The organism is Pseudomonas ficuserectae (assembly GCF_024584585.1).
Taxonomy (GTDB): Bacteria; Pseudomonadota; Gammaproteobacteria; order Pseudomonadales; family Pseudomonadaceae; genus Aquipseudomonas; species Aquipseudomonas amygdali.
Genome location: NZ_CP085684.1, coordinates 5093347 through 5108649, shown reverse-complemented (window position 1 = coordinate 5108649; position 15303 = coordinate 5093347). Strand labels below are relative to the sequence as shown.

The following is a 15303-nucleotide window of genomic DNA, read 5'->3' as shown; positions in this document are numbered from 1 at the left end:
GAAGGTGTTACCTGTGCGTCGGACCGGTTACACATGTGCGGTGACAGACAGGCTTTACGCCTCGGCGGGCAGGCGTTCAAGGCCCGTAAACGGGCAGTCTTCGAGTAGACGATCGAGTTCGCGTCCGTCGGCCAGCGTCAGGCCTGGGGCCAGCTCTGCCAGCGGGTACAGCACGAATGCCCGCGCCTGCATGTGGTAATGCGGCACTTTAAGGCGCGGTTCGTCGATCAGGCGATTGCCAAACAGCAGAATGTCGAGGTCCAGCGTGCGAGGCCCCCAGCGTTCGTGGCGTTCGCGGCCCTGATCCAGCTCGATGGCCTGTAGCGCGTCAAGCAGGGTCAGTGGTGCCAGAGCAGTGTCGAGTGCTGCGACGGCGTTGGTAAAGCGCGGCTGGCCGGGCAGCAGCGAGTCGCTGACATAGAACGATGACACGCTGGTCAGTTCACAGCCGGGTAACTGCGCCATTGCCTTGAGGGCACTGCGCAATTGCTCGGCCGGGTCAGCAAGATTACTGCCCAGGCCGATGTAAACGCGTTCAGTGGTCAACAGCGGTTCATTCACCGCTTTGCGCCTCGCCGGTGGTGCGCTTGCGTTTGGCACCGCTGTTACGACGACGCTTGCGTGGCGCTGTGCCCGCCGCTTCGGGCTTGCTGCTCAGGTCACGAATCATGTCGCGGCGTTCGCTGTCGTTGCAGTCCTGATAATCGGTCCACCACTGGCCCAGACCATCGGTCTGCTCGCCCGCAGTTTCACGCAACAGGAGGAAATCGTAACCCGCACGGAACCTTGAGTTGTCCAGCAACAGGTCTGCACGTTTGCCCGAACGGCGCGGCAGGCGCTCCTGCATATCCCAGATCTCGCGGATCGGCAGCGTGAAGCGCTTTGGAATCGCGATGCGCTGGCATTGCTCGATAATCAGTTCGTGAGCGGCCTCCTGCATGGCTGCAATCGGTGGCATGCCGCGCTCTTGGGCGCGCAGTACCTTGGCCGGCAGGGCAGGCCAGAGCAGCGCGGCAAACAGGAATGCCGGTGTTACCGGTTTGTTCTGCTTGATGCGCAGGTCGGTGTTGATCAGGGCATTGCTGATCAGTGTATGGGTGTAGGTCGGGTTGTATTCCAGCGCCTTGGAACTGGCCGGGAACAGCGGTTCGAAAAGTTCAAGGTCCACCAGCATTTCAAAGGTGGGAGCAGCATGCCCGGAGAGGAACAGTTTGAGCACTTCTTCGAACAGGCGTGCCGATGGAATATCGCGCAGCATCGGTGCCAGCGAGCGAATCGGTTGGGCGCTGTGCTTTTCGATGCCGAAGTCCAGCTTGGCAGCAAAGCGCACCGCACGCAGCATGCGCACCGGGTCTTCCTTGTAGCGTTGCTCGGGGTCGCCGATCAGGCGGATCAGACGGTTACGAATGTCGTGTACGCCATTGGCGTAATCCAGAACACGCTCGCTGACCGGATCGTAATACAGCGCGTTGATCGTGAAGTCGCGACGCTGGGCGTCCTCTTCAAGCGTGCCGTACACGTTGTCGCGCAGAATGCGCCCGCTTTCATTGCGCGAGGACTGGTTGCTGTCCTCTTCTTCGTCATCCTGGGGATGATTGGCGCGGAAGGTCGCCACTTCGATGATTTCACGACCGAAATGGATATGCACCAGCTTGAACCGGCGGCCAATGATTCGCGCGTTGCGGAATTCGGCACGCACTTGTTCTGGCGTGGCGCTGGTGGCGACGTCGAAATCCTTGGGCGTGATATTGAGCATCATGTCGCGTACACAGCCACCGACCAGATAGGCCTGGTAGCCAGCGTTCTGCAGGCGCTCGACGATATTAACGGCATAACGGCTGAACTGGCTGCGTTGCAGCGAATGCTGGCTGCTATTGAGCACTTCAGGCGTGGTACGCGTATGTTGCTGCGGTTTGCGCAGTGGGGAACGAAATGACTGGAACAACTTCTTCAGCATGGGATGCACTGTTTGAAGGAATATTCGGCCAAAAACGTGGAATGACCGCATGATGGGCGGGGATTCTAGCATTTAGTCGGGGGATGGTGTAGGAAGCTGTCGCGGAAGGGCAAACGATGGCGCGTATTAGCGCTGGGGAAGCTACTGGGGGAGCCGAAGCTCCCCCAAAGTGTGTGCTCTTTATTATTGTTTTCTGTATGGGCTTCTTGTTTTTGTTGAGTGCCCATTCACAAGACCTTCGTCTGTGAAACCTCCCAATCGGGAGTCAAGAGCAAACGGATTGCTTTGGTCGCTGCGTTGCAATGATCATCCGATCCAACCAGTTCAGGCTCTACCTAAGGGTAGTTTTTGTTGTTCTCGGCCTGGTTGCGGGGCAAGCCCCAAATACAACTCCTCTCCAAAAGAATCAGTTAGCTGCGCCTCCGCCGTGTTGTTCTTGTTATGCGTGAGTCGATTCGTGTTGTTTTTATTATGGGTGTCGTACTGCTTGTTGTTTTTCTTGTACTAAGCATATAGCAGAAGCTGTGCCAACTTTTGCGAAGCCCCGTAAACCGGGCGTTTGCGGGCGAAAGGCGGTTGTTGCGGGCATAAAAAAGCCGGGTCTGCGTTACCGTAAGACCCGGCTTTTGTTACGTGAAGTGTTTGCGGTAACAGTTTCTACCCGCTCTGCGCACCGCGTGCCAGAGCCTTTTGCCGCTTTTTACGTCTCGTTGGCGACGCCCTTGCGACGCGGAATGCCCAGACGCTGACGACGTTCCCACAGACACTTGCGACTGACGCCCAGTTTGCGCGCCAGCTCGGTTTCAGTCATATGGTCCTGATGCTCCAGAACGAAGTGCTGGAAATAGTCCTCAAGCGACAGGTCTTCGGCCGGCTCATTGCCCGTCGAGCTGGAAGACCCCGGCAGCGGTGCCATGCCCATGTACTCGTCGTCATCCAGACCGTCGAGCTCGATGTCGATGCCCAGCAAGTCTGCGGTGATTTCCGGGTTTTCGCACAGGATCACCGAGCGCTCCACCGCATTTTCCAGTTCGCGTACGTTGCCTGGCCAACTGTAATGGCGAATGGCTTGTTCGGCGTCGGGGGAAAACTTCAGGTCGTCGCGACCGACCTTGGCGCTCTGGCGTACCAGAAACGCACGGGCGATTTCCAGAATATCGCTGCCACGCTCGCGCAGGGCGGGGAGTTTCAGGGCGATGACGTGCAGGCGGTAGAACAGGTCTTCACGAAACTCGCCATTTTTGGCCAGTGTCTTGAGGTCGCGGTGGGTTGCGGCAATCAGGCGTACATCAACCTTTTGCGATTGCACCGAGCCGACACGACGAATCTCGCCTTCCTGCAAAACGCGCAGCAGGCGTGCCTGGGCTTCCAGAGGCAGCTCGCCGATTTCATCGAGAAACAGCGTGCCTCCGTCAGCAGCTTCGACCAGACCAGCACGACCTGCACTGGCTCCGGTGAATGCGCCTTTCTCGTGACCGAACAATTCAGACTCGATCAGCGATTCAGGGATGGCCGCACAGTTGACCGAAATCATCGGCGCCTTGGCACGGCGTGACAGGTTGTGCAGGGCACGGGCGACCAGTTCTTTACCGGTGCCCGACTCGCCCTGAACCAGAACATTGGAATCGGTCGGTGCCACTTTGCGGATCTTGCTGTAGAGATCCAGCATGGGCGGGCAAGAACCGATAATGCCTATCTCGCCATTATTATTCTGTGCCGGGCCTTTTTCAGCGCCGTTAGCCTTGGCAAGGGCGTTACGCTCGTCCTGAAGCCCCTTGACCGTCTGGCGATCACGCAGGATTCGCGAGACTGCCTGCAGCATTTCATCGTGATCGAAGGGTTTGGCGATGTAATCCACTGCCCCCATCTTCATCGAATCGACCGCTGAGCGCAGGCTGGCGTAACTGGTCATGATCAGCACCGGTTTGCCTTCGCCGAGCTTGATCAGTTCGGTACCCGGCGCGCCTGGCAGGCGCAGGTCGCTGACGATCAGATCAAAAGACGGAATGCTGAAGCGCTCCTGAGCTTCCTGAACGGAGCCGGCTTCACTGACTTCATACTGATTGCGTTCAAGCAGGCGACGCAGGGCTGAGCGGATAATCGTTTCGTCTTCGACGATCAAAATATGCGGCATTGATTCAGTTCTCTCGACGGTCTCAGTTCACGGTGGACGTCGCGTCGACATGACGTGGCAAGGTCACCCGAATACGGGTTCCACGCTGCTGCTCGGGATCGGCCGGGCTGTCGATAGTGATTTGTCCATAATGCTCTTCAACGATGGAATAGACCAGCGCGAGGCCAAGTCCGGTTCCTTCGCCAGGCTCCTTGGTAGTGAAGAACGGCTCGAACAATCGGTCCATGATTGCCTTTGAAATCCCACTGCCTTCGTCTTCGACGATCAGGTCCACCGTGTGCTCGGATACTTCGCTTCTGACCCTGACCGCACTGCCTGCCGGGGACGCATCGCGGGCATTGGAGAGCAGGTTGATCAGCACTTGTGCCAAGCGCTGCGGGTCGCCGACAGCCCAATGTTCGGGGTTGCACAGGTTATAGAAGTGTACTTCGAAATTGCGCCGGTTCAGCGCCAGCAGACCAATAGCATCCTGAGCCACCACAGCCAGACAAACGGCCTCGTCGCTGTGCTGGTGAGCCCCCGCGTGGGCAAAGCTCATCAATGACTGGACAATGCGCGACACACGTTTGGTCTGTTCAAGTATCTGACTGCTGATTTCTTTCAGTTCGCCGTCTTCTTCACGCTCTTCACGCAGGTTTTGCGCGAGACAGGCAATGCCGGTGATCGGGTTGCCGATCTCGTGCGCCACGCCTGCTGCCAGTCGACCAATGCTGGCCAGCCGCTCTGAGTGCACCAGCTTGTCTTCAAGCATCTGCGTGTCGGTCAGGTCCTCGACCAGCACCACCAGGCCACTGTTGCCAGGGGCGAGAGGCTCGTTGATGGCCGCCTTGTGCAGGTTTAGCCAGCGGGTCTGGCCGTCCAGACCGAGTTTCTGCTTGTGCAGGTGCTCATCGGGCAGGCTGGCAAAGCCGGTAAGCAGGCTTTTCCAGGGTTCGGCAATGGTTTCCAGTCGCGAACCGACCACGCGCTGGGCGACGATGCCGGTCAGCTCTTCCATCGCCCTGTTCCACATCAGGATCTCCTGATCTTCGGCCAGCGAGCACACACCCATCGGCAGTTCCTGCAGGGTCTGGCGGTGGTAGCGGCGCAGGGCGTCGAGTTCGGCAGCAAGGCCGGTCAGGCGCGAGTGGTAGTCCTCAAGACGGCTTTCAATAAAATGTATGTCTTCGGTGACATATTTTTCGCTGCCCGATTTGTACGGCAGGAAGGTTTCCACCATGTCCTGGGCGACACTTGGCCCCATCAACCCGGACAGGTTGGCCTCGATCCTGTCGCGCAGGCGGCGCAGGGCATAAGGACGGCGCTCGTCGAATGGCAGGTACAGATCGCGCAGCGCCTGTTCGACTTCCTTCTGTGCGGCTTTCGCGCCCAGCGGCTTGGCCAGTTGGGTGGCGAATTCCTGGGGCGACACGGCATGCAATTCACGACGTTGCGGGCGGCGCACGTTATCGACCGCGCAGGCCTCGGCGGCTCCGACTTCTTCAGGGCTGGCATTGGTGAACAGGGATATCAGGGTGAACAACAACACGTTGGCCGCGAGGGACGCGATAGCTGCCATGTGCCAGCTGGTGTCGTCCAGCACGTAGATCATGTTCAGCCAGGGGATATAAAAGCCCTGCAGGTTGCCGATCAGCGGCAGCAGCATGCTGACTGCCCAGACCGCAATGCCGGCCAGCAGGCCTGCGATGAAGCCTCGCCGGTTGGCGGTCGGCCAGTAAAGCACCGACAGTACGCCCGGCAGGAATTGCAGCGTCGCAACGAAAGCGACGATGCCGAGATTGGCCAGATCCTGCTGGGCACCGAGCAGCAGGTAGAAGCCGTAACCCAAGGCAATGATCGCCACGATCAGCCCGCGTCGCGTCCACTTCAGCCAGCGGTAGATGTTGCCCTCGGCTGGCGGCTGATAAAGCGGCAGCACCAGATGGTTGAGGGCCATGCCGGACAGCGCCAGCGTAGTCACGATGATCAGCCCGCTGGCCGCCGACAGTCCACCGATATAGGCGAGCAGGGCCAACGCCTTGCTGTTGGCCGCGATACCGATCCCGAGGGTGAAGTATTCCGGGCTGGTCGTGGCCCCGAGTTTGAGCCCGGCCCAGAGGATCAGTGGAACAGCGAGGCTGATCAACAGCAGAAACAATGGCAGCCCCCAACTGGCGCTGACCAGCGAGCGCGGGTTGAGGTTTTCAGTGAAGGTCATGTGATACATGTGCGGCATGACAATCGCCGAGGCGAAGAACACCAGCAGCAGGGTGCGCCAGGGGCCTTCCTGCAACGGCGTGTGCAGCGAGGCGAGGGCGGTCTGGTTCTGCAACAGCCACAGTTCCAGCTGTTGCGGGCCGTCGAACACGCCATACAAGGCGTACAGCCCGACACCGCCCAGTGCGATCAGCTTGATCAGCGATTCGAAGGCGATGGCGAATACCAGCCCTTCGTGCTTCTCACGGGTTGCGATGTGTCGCGAGCCAAAGAAAATAGTGAACAGGGTGATCAGCGCGCAAAACGCCACGGCCACCCGATCCTGCACCGGTTCGCGAGTCAGAATGCCGATGGAGTCGGCCACTGCCTGAATCTGCAAGGCCAGCAACGGCAGTACGCCGATCAGCATGAATACGGTGGTCAGCGCACCAGCCCAGGTGCTGCGAAAGCGGAAGGCAAACAAATCGGCCAGCGATGAAAGCTGATAGGTGCGGGTGATTCTGAGGATCGGGTAGAGCAGCACTGGCGCAAGCAGGAATGCACCGGAAACCCCCAGGTAGCTGGACAGAAAACCGTAGCCATACTGATAGGCCAGGCCGACCGTGCCATAAAACGCCCAGGCGCTGGCGTACACGCCCAGTGACAGGGTGTAGGTCAACGGATGACGGATGATCCAGCGTGGAATAAGGCCGTGCTCGCTGACCCAGGCTACACCGAACAGCACCAGCAGGTAGGCGGCGCTGACCATCAGCATCTGCGTCAGACTAAAGCTCATCGGCATCTCGCTGGCTCTGCAGAATGAAAGTCACCACGATCAGGATCAGCCACAGCATGTAGGGGCGATACCAGGCACCGGTCGCATCGATCCACCAGTCCATGATGGCCGGAGAGAACAGATAGATGCCTACCACCAGAAGCAAAACCAACCGGTATATGTACATCTGGTCTCCCTGTGCTGGTAGATGAGGAGCGGCATGTTAACGGATGCCGGATAACCTGCAAGCATACTTGCGTCGCAGTTTGCGGCGACCGCTCTGGATCAGTCTATCCGGGCTTCTTCAATATTGCGCAGTCTGGGGATCAGGTCGGCGTTCCAGTGGCCGATTCCCCAGGCAAGCACTTCCTGCGCGGTGCCATCGGCCATGTGCGTATCGAGTGGTTGCCCCAGTGCCCGCAATGCCCGAATCAGCAGAGGGGTGGCCTGTTCGGCCGGCAACGGTGGCGAGCGATAGGATTTGCCGAGCTTGTGGCCATCCGGCTGGATGATCAGCGGCACATGCAGGTAGCGTGGCTGGGGCAAGCCCAGCAGTTCCTGCAAGTACAACTGGCGGGGCGTCGAGTCCAGCAGGTCGGCACCGCGCACGATATCGGTCACGCCTTGCCAGGCGTCATCGATTATCACGGCGAGCTGATAGGCATACAGGCCGTCGCGCCTGCGGATCACGAAGTCACCGCTTTCGCGTCCCAGGTGCATTTTGAATGTGCCCTGCACACGGTCTTCGAAGCGATATTCAAGCTCCGGGACCCGGATGCGGATTGCGGCATTCTCGGGCGCATGTCCCGCATTGCGGCAAAAACCGGGATACACGCCTTCAAACGGCTCGAGCTGTTTGCGTGAGCAGGTGCAGGCATAGGCCAGGCCATGATTGAACCAGCGCTGGAGTATTTCGGCGTAGGCATCATGGCGCTCGCTCTGCCGAGCCATCTCGCCATCCCATTCAAAGCCGTAGCGCTCAAGGGTTTCAAGAATCGCGGCTTGCGCGCCGGCCACCTCGCGCGGCGGGTCCAGGTCTTCCATGCGTAACAGCCACTGGCCGCCGACTGCGCGAGCGTCCAGATAGGACGCCAGCGCTGCGACCAGCGAGCCAAAATGCAGATAACCACTGGGAGTCGGCGCAAAGCGCCCGATATAGGCCGGTTTTTTCATGGGCGGGATGTTACGGGTGGCTAGCTTGAGTGGGCAAGCGAAACGCGGTTGGTCTTCACGCGGACTCTCGTGACGATGTTCACTCTGCGCCGCGTTGCTCGTCCAAGACCGGACGTAGAGCGTCCAGAACGGCATGCGACGCGGAGCGTCGCACGATAGTTAATACTGTCACGCCCTACACGCAGCCGCTGCCAACGCAAAGCTTTTCGGTCGCGATAGCACTGGCGACCCCCGGATCAGTGACAGGGCGAAGGAACCCGACGAAGTCGGGCCGGAAACAGGAGCGAGGGGATTTGCCTACTTTGGCCCCATCAAAGTAGGTCGCCGAGGGGCGAAAAGGGGACTTGAGCAGAATCCAACCCACCTGACATCACAGAACTGCCATGTGACGCAGAGCGTCCAGAACGGCATGCGACGCGGAGCGTCGCACGATAGTTGAGATTATCGTTCCTCACGCTCCAGCGTAGGAATGCCTTGGGTGACGCTCTGCGTCACAGGTCTTCGCCGCACCGCACATTCAAGATCGGACGCAAATCCAGAACGACGAACCGAAGTGAAGCGTCGGCACGATAGTCAACGCGCGTATTGGCACGAGGGGCGTGATTCCAACAGGCACAAAAAAGACGCCGAAGCGTCTTTTTCAGTCAAAGGCGGCCCCAGGTCACTTACCGACCTGTTTTTCCTTGATTTCAGCAAGTGTCTTGCAGTCGACGCACTGGTCGGCAGTCGGGCGCGCTTCAAGACGGCGAATGCCGATCTCTACGCCGCACGATTCACACCAGCCGTATTCTTCGTCCTTGATCAGTTGCAGCGTCTTGTCGATCTTCTTGATCAGCTTGCGTTCGCGGTCACGGGCACGAAGTTCGAGGCTGAACTCTTCTTCCTGACTGGCACGGTCGGCCGGGTCGGGAAAGTTGGCTGCTTCGTCCTTCATGTGGTCTACCGTTCGGTCGACCTCTTGCATCAAGTCCTGCTTCCACTTGTTCAGGATCTTGGTGAAGTGCGCGCGCATGGGCTCGCTCATGTACTCCTCACCCTTTGTTTCCGGGTAGGGTGCAAAGCCGCCGATTAGATGGCTGTGTTGCTTTTCTGGGGTGGGCATGTCTGGACCGCCTCTCAATCTTCTAATCTATTGCGCAGGATTGTTCCATCACCGACACCCGTCGGCCCTGCAGCTGCAAGCGGGCGAACTTACCAGATCAAATCGGAGTGCGCTACTCCCGGTTGTCGAGCATGACGACGCCGTCCGCTTATAGAGATGGCTATTTCACATCTGCCCTTCACTTAAATGAACTCTAGTCGATGCGTACCGTCGTAGCTTTCTTTTATTCAGCATTCGACGACTGGGTTTTTCAGCCCGTTAAAGCACCGTAGTGCGGTCGGTTCGGTAGAATCATGCCGCGTCGTCATGACAATCATGTTTTTAATACCCGCACCCATAAAGGAATATCCATGCCCCAGCCTTACAGTGCACGTAGTCGCGCCATCGAACCTTTTCATGTCATGGCGCTGCTGGCGCGTGCCAATGAACTGCAGGCAGCGGGTCATGACGTTATTCACCTTGAAATCAGCGAGCCCGATTTTACGACTGCGCAGCCCATCATCAAGGCTGGCCAGGCGGCGCTGGCAGACGGCAAGACTCGCTACACCGCCGCTCGTGGTCTTCCGCAACTGCGCGAAGCCATTTCCGGATTCTACGCCCGACGCTACGGCGTTGATATTGATCCCCAGCGCATTCTGGTCACGCCGGGCGGTTCGGGCGCGTTGTTGCTTGCCAGCAGCCTGTTGGTCGATCCGGGCAAGCATTGGTTGCTGGCCGACCCTGGCTACCCTTGCAATCGACACTTCCTGCGTTTGATCGAGGGCGAGGCGCAACTGGTGCCGGTCGGTCCGCAAGAACGCTATCAACTGAATCCCGAACTGGTGGCGGCTCACTGGAACCAGAACAGTATCGGCGCACTGGTGGCATCGCCTGCCAATCCTACCGGCACGCTGCTGAATCGCGACGAACTGGCAGCCTTGTCACAAGCGCTGAAAGCTCGCAACGGCCACCTGGTGGTGGATGAGATTTACCACGGCCTCACCTACGGCGTGGAGGCCAGCAGTGTGCTGGAGGTGGATGACGAAGCGTTTGTCCTCAATAGTTTTTCAAAGTATTTCGGCATGACAGGCTGGCGCCTCGGCTGGCTGGTTGCACCGCAAGACGCCGTGGCCGATCTGGAAAAACTGGCGCAGAACCTCTACATCAGCGCACCAAGCATGGCGCAACATGCCGCGCTTGCCTGCTTTGAGCCGCAGACACTTGAAATATTCGAGCAGCGGCGCGCCGAGTTCGGCCGTCGCCGGGACTTCCTGTTGCCTGCGCTGCGCGAACTGGGTTTCGGTATTGCCGTCGAGCCGGAAGGGGCATTCTATTTGTACGCCGACATCTCGGCGTTTGGCGGCGATGCCTTCGCGTTCTGCCGGCATTTTCTGGAAACCGAGCATGTCGCTTTTACGCCAGGCCTGGACTTTGGTCGCCATCAGGCTGGGCATCATGTGCGCTTTGCCTATACACAGAGCTTGCCGCGCCTTCAGCAGGCAGTCGAGCGAATTGCTCGCGGTTTGCGTAGCTGGGGTGCCTGATGCGCTTTGCTCCGCAGCTTGAACAGGGTCGTCTGCTGACCCGTTACAAACGCTTTCTGGCTGATATCGAAACCGACAGCGGCGAGCTGTTGACCATTCACTGCCCCAACACCGGTTCGATGCTCAACTGCATGATGCCCGGTGGGCGTGTGTGGTTCAGCCGTTCAAGTAACCCGAAGCGCAAGCTGCCGGGCACTTGGGAAATCAGCGAGACGCCGCAGGGCAGGCTGGCCTGTATCAACACCGGGCGAGCCAATACGCTGGTTGAAGAGGCCTTGCGCGCTGGGGTTATCAGCGAACTCGAGGGGTTTACGACGCTCAAGCGCGAGGTGGCCTACGGGCAGGAAAAGAGTCGTGTGGACTTTCGCCTTGAATACCCTGATGGCTATCTGTATCTGGAAGTGAAAAGTGTCACGTTGGGTTTCGATGATTCCAGTGTCGCTGCGTTTCCCGACGCGGTTACCCAGCGTGGTGCGCGGCACTTGCGTGAACTGGCCACGCTGGCGCGCGAGGGCGTGCGGGCCGTGTTGTTGTATTGCGTCAACCTCACCGGTATCGACGCCGTGCGACCCGCAAAGGAGATCGATCCGGCTTACGCGGCTGCGTTGCGCGAAGCTATTGACGCTGGTGTGCAAATTCTTGCCTACGGTGTGCACCTGACGCCAGACGAAATTGTTATTGACCGACGACTGCAGGTGCACTGGCTGGATTGAAGCGTTCCGGGCGTGACGAGTCAGCCCTCGTCATCCTCCATGGGCAGAGACACCCAGATCCCCTCAGCATCTTCACGGCTCTGGATCGCCGTCAATGATTGGCCTTCGCAGGGGCCGGCAACGCATTCGCCATTCTCGATCAGAAACAACGCCCCATGCATTGCGCACCGGATCAGGCTGGCGCTGCTGTCGAGGAATTGATCCGGCTGCCATTCCAGGGCGATACCGCGATGCGGGCAGCGGTTTTTGTAGATGAACACTTCACCCTGACGACGTACTGCCAGCAATGCGTGCTCGCCTAGCTCGAAACCCCTGCTTTGGGCTTCGTGCAAGTGACTTGAGGTGCAAAGGAATTTCAAGAAGCCTCCACAGGCCTGTTTTTTTGTAGACGCCTGACCTGGGTAGTCTGACAGCTTCTTTGGGTTGTCGCGTTGTCGTACGCGGGGCTTATTACAGGCTGCGTCAGTTTTTTCCTGTCTTCCTGTGGCTTTTTTCTCTGAGCATGGTCCTTGCGCCTTCTGGCCTTCAAGCCCGTATATCGTTCTGCTCATGTTTTGCAGAGCGAGTACGCCATGAAAGAGATGACAGCAGATGATGAGCGGCTGGCGCGTCAGGTCATAAGGCTGCTTGAGCTGTTTGCCCTCAATGCCGACGACACGGAGCAGCGCATCGTCGGCATTTGTCAGCGCGCATGGACGCCTGTGGGGCAGGTTGCCGCGGTCTGCGTGCAGCCGCGTTTCGTGTGTCTGGCGCGCACCACCCTGGACCGTATGCTGGCGCATGACATCAAGGTTGTCGCCATAGTCAATTTCCCTCACGGCAGCAGCAACATTCAGTCAGTGACCTCGCAAGTTCGCGCTGCGCTGCTGTCCGGCGCGGACGAAATAGATGTCGTGTACCCCTTTCGCGCACTGCTCTGTGGGGACAGGCAGCCCGGCCTTGAGATGATATCGGCGTGCAGCTCATTGTGTGCAGGGCGGGTCAAACTCACCGCGACACTTGAAACCGGCGATCTGCGCGATTCCCAAATGATCCTCAATGCCTGCCGCGATGCGATTGTTTCGGGTGCCGACTTTATCAAGACCAGCACAGGCAAATCAGCCACCCACGTTACACCGCAGACTGCGCGGGTGATGCTCGAGTCTATCGCGGACGTCGGCGGGCAGGTGGGGTTGAAGGTTGCGGGAGGGATCCGGACGTTCGACGAGGCACGTTTTTACATGACGCTGGCGCGTGCCCGTTTTGGTCGGCAATGGATGAACGCCGGGCGCGTGCGGTTGGGCGGCTCAAGCTTGCTGGACGATTTGCTGGCCAGACTTGGCCTGTATGAGTCATATGGCAACGGTTTTTGAGCGGTGGGCTGCTTTTTGAAGGACAAAAAAAGACCCGGCAAAGAGCCGGGTCAAAAACCGTGATTAGCCTGATGAGGAGATAATCTGAAAGTCCGAACCAAGGTCTTTCAGTTACCGTCCAGTCTCGCGACCGGATGTGATAATCATAACGATTCTCATTTCTAAGTCAACAGTTCTTTTGATCCTGTCCATGCTCTTCACCTGACAGCTATCCATAGGCCAAAAATGCCTCGCACGGCATAACGGCTGGCTGCGATATTTAGAGGGGGAGTTTCGGAAATGAAGCGACGCAGCGCCAGCCTGACATGCATTGCGCATGCAGGCTGCGAAGGTTTTACGGTTTTAGCGGGTGCGATAGCGCAGGCGCGTACCGAAATTTACCGACATCAGAATCTCGTCAGCCGAGAGCTCGGCGGGGAAGAACACGCCTGAAATCTGTGCGTGAGCGATACTCGCACCTTCCATCGGCGTGTGCCGCAGGTCCAGGCCGCGAAGGTCGGCAGACCGGAAGTAGGCGTCGGTGAAGTCGATACCGGCGGTGTCCAGTGCCCGCAGGTCCAGCCCTCGAAAGTCACCCCCGGCCATATCAGTTGTGCCGGTCCGCGGTTTCTCCTGGTTGAAACCTTCGACATCATCTTTGCGCAGCAGCATATAAAGCGGTGAGTCGATCTGTTTGGGCTGGCTCATGATGGCCTCGGACATGTGGTTGCGTTGGAATTATGACACCATTATATTGCCATCATTGCGAGGCCGTGAAGCGTTACCCGCTCAACGGCCATGTACCGGTTTTACAGCCCCGGCAGGCGCTGGCGCAGGTTGTCGATGAGGCTGTCCAGCTCACTGCTGATGTGGGTGGCAACCTTCTTGCTGCGCAGCGTTTCCTCTGCGCTCAGCGGTTCTCGGTTGGCCTGCTGGGCCTCGATGACCTCCAGGGTTGCGTCGGAAGGATCATTGTTCTGTGCCTGACGCTGGGCAAGCCAGCCAGCGATCACTGCCTGTGGTGCTTCGCAATCGAGGATCATAAACGGCACGCCGGTGTTTTCGGCGACTTTCGCCGCTGCATCACGCTGCCCATGCTTGAGGTAGGTGGCATCGATCACTACCGAGAAGCCTGCGCGCAGGGTTATACCGGCAAGTTCGTGCAGGTGTGCATAGGTTGCATCGTTGGCTTGCGCGCCATACATCTCTTTATCTCGCCCGGCAAACAGGCGCTTGCGCTCTATGTCCGAACGCAGGCGAATGGCGCCCAGCGATTCCACCAGGCGCATTGCGACATGGCTTTTGCCGACGGCTGATACACCGTGGGTAATTGTCAGGAACGGTGAGGGAATGGCGCTGTAGCTTTCGGCCAGATTGGCGTAATTGCGGTATTGACGAAGCGTCGCTGCGCGCTGTACACCGTCGGCGTCGGATGGCTGGCTGAACAGGGCCACTTTGGCACGAACCATCGCCCGATAAGCCTTGTAGAAATTCAGCAGTTCCAGGCCTGCGTAGTCGCCGGTGACTTCCAGGTACTGGCTGATCAGGCGCCGGGAAAGGGATTTCAGGCCGCGGTCCTCAAGGTCCATTGCCAGGAAGCCGATGTCGGCGTACACGTCGGTCTTGCGGAACGGTTCGTTGAACTCGATGCAGTCAAACAGCACGACCTTGCCGTCTATCACTGTCGCGTTGCCCAGATGGATGTCGCCGTGGCATTCGCGGATGAATCCGTCGGCCTTGCGCTGAGCCAGCAGTGGCTTGAGCCGCGCAAAGCTAGACTCTGCCCACGCCTGTAGGGCATCGAGCTGTGCCAGGTCGGATTTTTCGCTGATCAGTGGACGAATCTGCTCAAAATTCTGTACCACAGGGGCCATCACGCTGTCTGGCGAGCCCAGTTCGCTTTCGGTTCCGACCTGCGGCGAGGTGAGGTGGAAGCCTGCGATCTGGCGCGCCAGTTCGTCGATATGCGCAGTGGTCACCTCGCCGTTGGCCTGCAGGGTGCTGAGCAGGCCGTCCTGTGAAAACTGCTTCATCTTCAAGGCGTATTCGATGACTTCGCCGTCGCCGCCCAATTGCGGCGCGTCGACTGTGCCGGTGATCGGCAGCACTTCAATGTAGAGGTCGTCGGTCAGGCGCTGATTGAGGCGCAGCTCTTCTTCGCAGAAATGCTTACGCAGAGCCAGCGTAGTAAAATCCAGAAAACCGAAGTTCATCGGCTTCTTGAATTTGTAAGCATACGGGCCAGTCAGCAGAACCCACGAAATGTGCGTTTCGATGAGCTGGAAATTCTCCACCGGATGTGGGAAAAGAGCAGGGTTCTGCAGGGCAGCGATCAAAGACTTGCTCACGGGCGATCCTTCAGGAATGTGTTCAAAATGTAAGTACGCGATGCCGCCATTATGGCCGCTTGGCGCGAGGCT

General features: G+C 58.6%; 13 protein-coding genes. 3 read left to right on the top strand and 10 right to left on the bottom strand.

Annotation, left to right across the window (positions count from 1 at the left end):
- Nucleotides 1–54 precede the first annotated feature (54 nt).
- From folK to dksA, 7 genes are all read right to left on the bottom strand, one after another.
- Nucleotides 55–561, bottom strand: a complete 507-nt coding sequence (folK, locus tag LJU29_RS22665) for a 2-amino-4-hydroxy-6-hydroxymethyldihydropteridine diphosphokinase (RefSeq protein WP_057452673.1) — start codon at nt 559–561, stop codon at nt 55–57.
- The gene (locus tag LJU29_RS22660) at nt 554–1957 is read right to left on the bottom strand and encodes a polynucleotide adenylyltransferase PcnB (protein WP_005732362.1); all 1404 of its coding nucleotides are present in this window, start codon (nt 1955–1957) and stop codon (nt 554–556) included. Before LJU29_RS22660 ends, folK begins: the two co-directional genes overlap by 8 nt.
- 700 nt (nt 1958–2657) lie before the next feature.
- On the bottom strand, nt 2658–4091 hold the full coding sequence (locus tag LJU29_RS22655) for a sigma-54-dependent transcriptional regulator (protein WP_004663726.1): 1434 nt from the start codon (nt 4089–4091) through the stop codon (nt 2658–2660).
- A gap of 22 nt (nt 4092–4113) precedes the next feature.
- Nucleotides 4114–7068: a sensor histidine kinase gene (locus LJU29_RS22650; RefSeq protein ID WP_122322338.1), complete on the bottom strand. Its 2955-nt coding sequence runs from the start codon at nt 7066–7068 to the stop codon at nt 4114–4116.
- Nucleotides 7052–7228 carry a hypothetical protein gene (locus LJU29_RS22645; RefSeq protein WP_002552060.1) on the bottom strand — a complete coding sequence of 59 codons (177 nt, stop codon included), beginning with the start codon at nt 7226–7228 and terminating at the stop codon, nt 7052–7054. The genes LJU29_RS22650 and LJU29_RS22645 overlap by 17 nt, the downstream gene beginning before the upstream one ends.
- 98 nt (nt 7229–7326) lie before the next feature.
- Nucleotides 7327–8214, bottom strand: coding sequence for a tRNA glutamyl-Q(34) synthetase GluQRS (gene gluQRS / locus LJU29_RS22640; protein WP_016981152.1), 888 nt, complete (start codon nt 8212–8214; stop codon nt 7327–7329).
- A gap of 661 nt (nt 8215–8875) precedes the next feature.
- The gene (dksA, locus tag LJU29_RS22635; RefSeq protein ID WP_002552063.1) at nt 8876–9316 is read right to left on the bottom strand and encodes an RNA polymerase-binding protein DksA; all 441 of its coding nucleotides are present in this window, start codon (nt 9314–9316) and stop codon (nt 8876–8878) included.
- A 350-nt stretch (nt 9317–9666) separates the two neighbouring features.
- On the opposite strand from dksA, the gene LJU29_RS22630 reads away from it, so the two are divergent.
- The gene (locus tag LJU29_RS22630; RefSeq protein WP_257111218.1) at nt 9667–10839 is read left to right on the top strand and encodes a pyridoxal phosphate-dependent aminotransferase; all 1173 of its coding nucleotides are present in this window, start codon (nt 9667–9669) and stop codon (nt 10837–10839) included.
- Nucleotides 10839–11552 carry a DNA/RNA nuclease SfsA gene (sfsA, locus tag LJU29_RS22625; RefSeq protein ID WP_257111217.1) on the top strand — a complete coding sequence of 238 codons (714 nt, stop codon included), beginning with the start codon at nt 10839–10841 and terminating at the stop codon, nt 11550–11552. The genes LJU29_RS22630 and sfsA overlap by 1 nt, the downstream gene beginning before the upstream one ends.
- 20 nt (nt 11553–11572) lie before the next feature.
- Here sfsA and LJU29_RS22620 read toward each other — a convergent pair whose 3' ends face one another.
- Nucleotides 11573–11911: a Rieske (2Fe-2S) protein gene (locus tag LJU29_RS22620; RefSeq protein WP_011167755.1), complete on the bottom strand. Its 339-nt coding sequence runs from the start codon at nt 11909–11911 to the stop codon at nt 11573–11575.
- A 213-nt stretch (nt 11912–12124) separates the two neighbouring features.
- On the opposite strand from LJU29_RS22620, the gene deoC reads away from it, so the two are divergent.
- Nucleotides 12125–12904: a deoxyribose-phosphate aldolase gene (gene deoC / locus LJU29_RS22615; protein WP_257111216.1), complete on the top strand. Its 780-nt coding sequence runs from the start codon at nt 12125–12127 to the stop codon at nt 12902–12904.
- A 342-nt stretch (nt 12905–13246) separates the two neighbouring features.
- On the opposite strand, the gene LJU29_RS22610 is transcribed toward deoC, so the two are convergent.
- Both LJU29_RS22610 and LJU29_RS22605 read right to left on the bottom strand, forming a co-directional pair.
- The gene (locus tag LJU29_RS22610; RefSeq protein WP_122323081.1) at nt 13247–13591 is read right to left on the bottom strand and encodes a pentapeptide repeat-containing protein; all 345 of its coding nucleotides are present in this window, start codon (nt 13589–13591) and stop codon (nt 13247–13249) included.
- A 101-nt stretch (nt 13592–13692) separates the two neighbouring features.
- Nucleotides 13693–15231, bottom strand: coding sequence for a bifunctional aminoglycoside phosphotransferase/ATP-binding protein (locus LJU29_RS22605; RefSeq protein ID WP_122323076.1), 1539 nt, complete (start codon nt 15229–15231; stop codon nt 13693–13695).
- Nucleotides 15232–15303: the final 72 nt, after the last annotated feature.

What these genes read in the sequence shown, in the direction of transcription:
- LJU29_RS22660 (WP_005732362.1), bottom strand. Translation starts at nt 1,957, where the DNA reads ATGCTGAAGAAGTTGTTCCAGTCATTTCGTTCCCCACTGCGCAAACCG.
- LJU29_RS22630 (WP_257111218.1), top strand. Translation starts at nt 9,667, where the DNA reads ATGCCCCAGCCTTACAGTGCACGTAGTCGCGCCATCGAACCTTTTCAT.
- LJU29_RS22655 (WP_004663726.1), bottom strand. Translation starts at nt 4,091, where the DNA reads ATGCCGCATATTTTGATCGTCGAAGACGAAACGATTATCCGCTCAGCC.
- deoC (WP_257111216.1), top strand. Translation starts at nt 12,125, where the DNA reads ATGAAAGAGATGACAGCAGATGATGAGCGGCTGGCGCGTCAGGTCATA.
- LJU29_RS22610 (WP_122323081.1), bottom strand. Translation starts at nt 13,591, where the DNA reads ATGAGCCAGCCCAAACAGATCGACTCACCGCTTTATATGCTGCTGCGC.
- LJU29_RS22645 (WP_002552060.1), bottom strand. Translation starts at nt 7,228, where the DNA reads ATGTACATATACCGGTTGGTTTTGCTTCTGGTGGTAGGCATCTATCTG.
- gluQRS (WP_016981152.1), bottom strand. Translation starts at nt 8,214, where the DNA reads ATGAAAAAACCGGCCTATATCGGGCGCTTTGCGCCGACTCCCAGTGGT.
- sfsA (WP_257111217.1), top strand. Translation starts at nt 10,839, where the DNA reads ATGCGCTTTGCTCCGCAGCTTGAACAGGGTCGTCTGCTGACCCGTTAC.
- LJU29_RS22650 (WP_122322338.1), bottom strand. Translation starts at nt 7,068, where the DNA reads ATGCCGATGAGCTTTAGTCTGACGCAGATGCTGATGGTCAGCGCCGCC.
- dksA (WP_002552063.1), bottom strand. Translation starts at nt 9,316, where the DNA reads ATGCCCACCCCAGAAAAGCAACACAGCCATCTAATCGGCGGCTTTGCA.